The following is a 4,268-nucleotide window of genomic DNA, read 5'->3' on the forward strand; positions in this document are numbered from 1 at the left end:
AGACCGCACCGCTCGGCCAGTCGGATCGTCGGGACCAGCCCGGCATGCGCGATCAGGTCCGGGTCGTCGAACGCGGCGAACAGCGTCGCCGGGCTGTGGGAGACTTTCACTTACGAGGTGCCTTGCTTCGTGGGATTGATGAGGGCGTAGGAACTCCCATCATCCCAGGTCAGCGGGCACCTCTTCTCATTTCGTCGTCCACAGACCGGCTATCGCGCGGTGGATCCAGGCTGAGACGCCGGTTGCTGCCGGAAGACCTTCCTCAGTGCTCGGTTGATCTCGGGGTTGCGGCCGGGGACGTACGAGCGGATCGGCTCGTAGCCGCATGCGGTGTACAGGCCGAGGGCCGCGACGTTGCGTATGCCAGTTTCCAGCAGGACCTCGATGGGGCCGCGACCGAGCACGTCCTGTTCCAGAGCGGCGAGGATCCGGCGCCCGAGTCCCTGCCCGCGAGCGGGCGGCACCACGTACATCCGTTTGATCTCGGCGGCCGAGGTGTTGAGGGTGCGCCAGCCACCGCAGGCCAGTGCCGGTCCTCTCCCGAGCCGGGCGAGGAGGAACAGGCCGTTGGGAGCGTCGAATTCCGCGTCCGCGGTGGCTTCGGGGTCGTCGGCGGTGCGTAGGTGGCCAACTGCTCCTGGTGGAGGGCTTGGGCGAGGACGCGGGCGTCAGGGCTGCCGTAGGGGACGGCGGTGAGCGTCCATTCGGGGGCGGCCTGGAGCAGCGAGGTCATGGTGTCGATAGTGCCGTGCGGGGGCTGTGTCCGGCAGCGTGCAGTTGCCGGCCGACGGCGGTGCGGGCTCGGGTGAGGAGGCTGCGGCATCGCAGGGGGCCGCCGTGGCCCGCACCGAGAAGCTCTGGAGAACAGGGTGGCGGTCTCAGAAAGCGGTGTGGGTGTCGCTTCGCGGATCCCCGGTTACCAGATGATCGTCGTAGAGCCCATTCTGTGCCGAACGACGCCAGGGCCGGGCGTATCGGAGGGCCACGTCGATGTCCGGGTCGGTCGAGTCGAGGTTGATGTCCGCGACCGCCAGAGCGGGCTGCCCGTCGGCGGGGCACTGCGCCAGCCACCGGCCGCCGGGTGCCACGATTCCGGACGGCACCGTGGCGCTGAACTGGGCCGGGATGGAGTAGCCGAGCCAGTAGCTGTAGAGAGTTCCGTAGGCCTGGGCGACCCGCGCCCGCGGCGCGTCGTCGACCATCACGGAAAGCAGAACGCAGTCAACGTCCAGGCGTTCATACTCGACGAAGAGCGGCGGGAAGTTCGCCTCGACGCATAGCGCGCAGCCGATGCGAATGCCGTCCACCTCGAAAACGACAGGCTCGCGCCCCGGGGTGTACAGGTAGGAGACCTCGGTGTGCGACAGGAAGCGCTTGTCGTATCGCGCGACTAGCTCGCCGCGGTCGGAGACGACGAAGAGGCTGTTGTGGGGCCGGTTCGGCGGTGTGAGCGGGTGGATCGACCCGAACGCCGTCCACAGCCGTAATTCTCCCGCCAGCGAGGCGATCGACTCGGCTTCTTCGCGCAGGACGTCCCAGGCGGCACGGCTCCAGTCGGCCGGGGCCAACTCGCCGTCCGGGCCGGCCGCCATCACGTGCTTGCTGGGGTAGGTGATCGCTCCCTCGGGGAACTGCACCAGGCGCGCGCCCGCGTCGGCGGCCTCAGCCATCAGGGCCCGGATCTCCTGCCCAGCCGCTCGCAGCGCGCCTCGGTCGGTGGGATCCTCCGGCACAGTGCTCTGCGCGACAGCCAGCCGCAATGTCCTCGCCATGGCGCGGACGCTACGGCATCTCTGCCCCTGTGGCCTGAAGCTCCGGTGAGCCCGGCCGGATCCGCGCGGTTCCTGTCCGGTTCGCCGGCCGTGACCGGCGGGCTGGCAAGCCGACCACAGTGGGGGCCGGCCCGCATTTCGTCCTCTCCCACAGCTGCTGGAAGACCGCCTCGCAGGGGCCCGCCCCCTCTTCGCAGCCCGGAAAGCACGCCCATCAGGTCTGCTCCGGGCTGCTCCCGCTAAGGAACTCGCGAGCGCCGCGGAGCCGGGTGTGCAGCTTCTGCTGGGTGGCACGGCTGTTGAGTCGTACGCCGAGCCCGCCGGGCAGTCCCGTATCGGAGCGGCGTGCGGAGGGCAGCCGGGCGGGGTCGAGTCCGTCGCGGCGGGCGATGAGCTCGCCGAGCTCGTGGCGGCTCAGGGCGTCCGGGCCGGCGAGGTGGAACACACCGGCGGCGTCGAATTGGGTGATCTCCCACAGGGCGGCGGCAAGGTCCTCCACGTGTACGGGGCAGCGGATGTCGTCGGTGAACAGGGCGCCCTGCCGGGTGCCGGCTGCCAGGGCGTGCACCAGCTGCTCGTGCTCGGAGTGGCCGTTGCCGATGATCAGCGAGGTACGGGCGACGGCCGCCGTGTCGGGGCACAAGAGGCGTACGGCGGTCTCAGCGGCCGCTTTCGCGGCCCCGTACGGGGTGAGCGGATCTGGACGGCATGACTCGTTGTACCCGTCCCGGCCCGTGCCCGAGAAGATCGCGTCGCTGGAGACATGCACCAGGCGGATACCGCGCTCGGCCGCAGCTTGGGCGAGGCGGATACCGCCTTCGGCGGTGACCGCCCAGTCCGCTCCGCCGCTCGTCGCGTTGATCACCACGGCCGGAGCCACTGTGTCGAGGACCTCCTCCAGGCGGAGGGAGTCACGAAGATCGAGAGGGTGCCATGTCGCCCCGCCGTGGTCGCCTGGGCGGGAATGGAACGTAGCGGCTGGAGACAGGCCTGCGGATACCGCCTGGCGTACCAGCTCGGTGCCCAAGAAGCCGCTGCCGCCGATGATCAGCACAGTCATGCTGTCCCACGCTACGGGCGACGGGTGCCGCCCAGGGCAGCCTCGGCGGAATCCGCTGATTCGCTGTGTCGTGTGCGGTCGAAGGTTGCGTCCGCCCATGGCTGTGACCAGCGAGATGAAGATTCAGCCTGCACGGCAGATCACCGCTTCGTGCAGCTCGACCTTGCGCTTTCCACGGCCGATGACGGGGCGCGCGGCGCTCTCCGCGGACGAACCTGCCGCCGTGGTTGCCATTCGCCGCGGCGGTGTCCAGGCCGATCAGGGTCCGCTCGTGGATGAACTCCCGCTCGACCTCCGCCATCGCGGCGACCACCACGAAGAGGGCCTCGGCGGCGCCCGGCGGGTCGTAGATGTCGGACAGGGGGCCGCCGAGGATCTGCAGGCGGGGGCCGCGTTCGGCGAGGTCCTGAGCGGAGATGACGAGCTCAAGCCCCCAGAGGGTCAGTACTGTTTAGCGGCGCCCGCCACCGCGCAATCAGCTCCCACGGGCCGGTGTTCGGCGCCTGCGGCTTGCGCATGATCTGCTCCACTGTCCCTTCATCCAGTCCGGACGAGGCCCTGGCGTCGGTCGTCGACAGGACTCCGGCTCGCACAGCGGAGGTGATGGAACGCTTCAGGTCGTCCAGAAGCCGCCCCAGGTGGTCAGGCAGGAGATCGAGGAGGTAGACGTTCTCCTGGCTCACGCGGTCGGCCAATGCCCCGTCCTCTTCCGTGCGCGGGGTGAAATCCCACGCGAGTACGCGCACGGCCTCAGCGTGGACTCGTTGCCCGAGATCCTGGATACGCAGGATCTCCGAGCCGAGGAGCCTCAGGTGCTGCTCAGCCTTCCTCGTGCTCCGGGCAGCCTGAACGATCTCCTTCTTCCGCTGCTCCTTGCTCTTCCACTCCAGCCGCTGCTCGCGGATCACTTCCACCGCGCGGTCGACCAACGGCTTCGGCTCCACGTCGAAGAAGTAGAACCACTCCAGGTGCTTCCGCAAGGAGTCGAACCAGGCGTGCAGCGCTCGCTCCAGGTCCTCGCCTCCCGGGTAGGTCGCCATCAACTCCAGCGGGTCAGAGGACCCGTTGTAGATCTTCGGCAGGCGGGTGCCCAGATCGCTCGTCGTGCCGATCTTGCACTTGCTGCGGCCTAGTGTCTTGAGTCTTTGATTCGCTGAAGATATCCGGCGAGGCGTTCGAGGATCTCGTCCGCGGTCTTCACCCAGGCGAACGGCCGCGGATCTTCGTTCCACAGTTTGATCCAGGCGCGGATGTCGCGTTCCAGAGCCTGGACGTTCTTGTGGACGCCGCGGCGTATCTGCCGCTCGGTCAGCAGTCCGAACCACCGCTCGACCTGGTTGAGCCAGGAGGAGTAGGTGGGGGTGAAGTGCATGTGGAAGCGCGGGTGCTCCGCGAGCCAACGCTGTATCGCCGGTGTCTTGTGCGTAGCGTAGTTA

Annotated in this window: 5 protein-coding genes and 1 pseudogene; all 6 read right to left on the bottom strand. The window is 68.6% G+C overall.

Going from position 1 to position 4,268, the window contains the following annotated elements; all coding sequences use genetic code 11:
* Positions 1-209 precede the first annotated feature (209 nt).
* The gene (locus DIZ27_RS48350; protein WP_309075007.1) at positions 210-563 is read right to left on the bottom strand and encodes a GNAT family N-acetyltransferase; all 354 of its coding nucleotides are present in this window, start codon (positions 561-563) and stop codon (positions 210-212) included.
* Between the two features lie 315 nt (positions 564-878).
* Positions 879-1,772 carry a carbon-nitrogen hydrolase family protein gene (locus DIZ27_RS44675; protein WP_109383950.1) on the bottom strand — a complete coding sequence of 298 codons (894 nt, stop codon included), beginning with the start codon at positions 1,770-1,772 and terminating at the stop codon, positions 879-881.
* A gap of 214 nt (positions 1,773-1,986) precedes the next feature.
* Positions 1,987-2,832 carry a sugar nucleotide-binding protein gene (locus DIZ27_RS44680; RefSeq protein ID WP_109383951.1) on the bottom strand — a complete coding sequence of 282 codons (846 nt, stop codon included), beginning with the start codon at positions 2,830-2,832 and terminating at the stop codon, positions 1,987-1,989.
* Positions 2,833-3,070: 238 nt separating this feature from the next.
* Positions 3,071-3,277, bottom strand: a pseudogene (locus DIZ27_RS48625) (recombinase family protein); the annotation flags it as partial.
* Complete coding sequence (locus tag DIZ27_RS44690; protein WP_181384042.1) at positions 3,258-4,064, bottom strand: GIY-YIG nuclease family protein; 807 nt, start codon at positions 4,062-4,064, stop codon at positions 3,258-3,260. The gene DIZ27_RS44690 and the pseudogene DIZ27_RS48625, both read right to left, overlap by 20 nt.
* The coding region (locus DIZ27_RS44695) for a transposase (protein WP_181384043.1) at positions 3,962-4,268 on the bottom strand (307 nt) is incomplete at its 5' end. The genes DIZ27_RS44695 and DIZ27_RS44690, both read right to left, overlap by 103 nt.

It is taken from the genome of Streptomyces sp. NWU339, assembly GCF_003143855.1.
GTDB lineage: Bacteria > Actinomycetota > Actinomycetes > Streptomycetales > Streptomycetaceae > Streptomyces.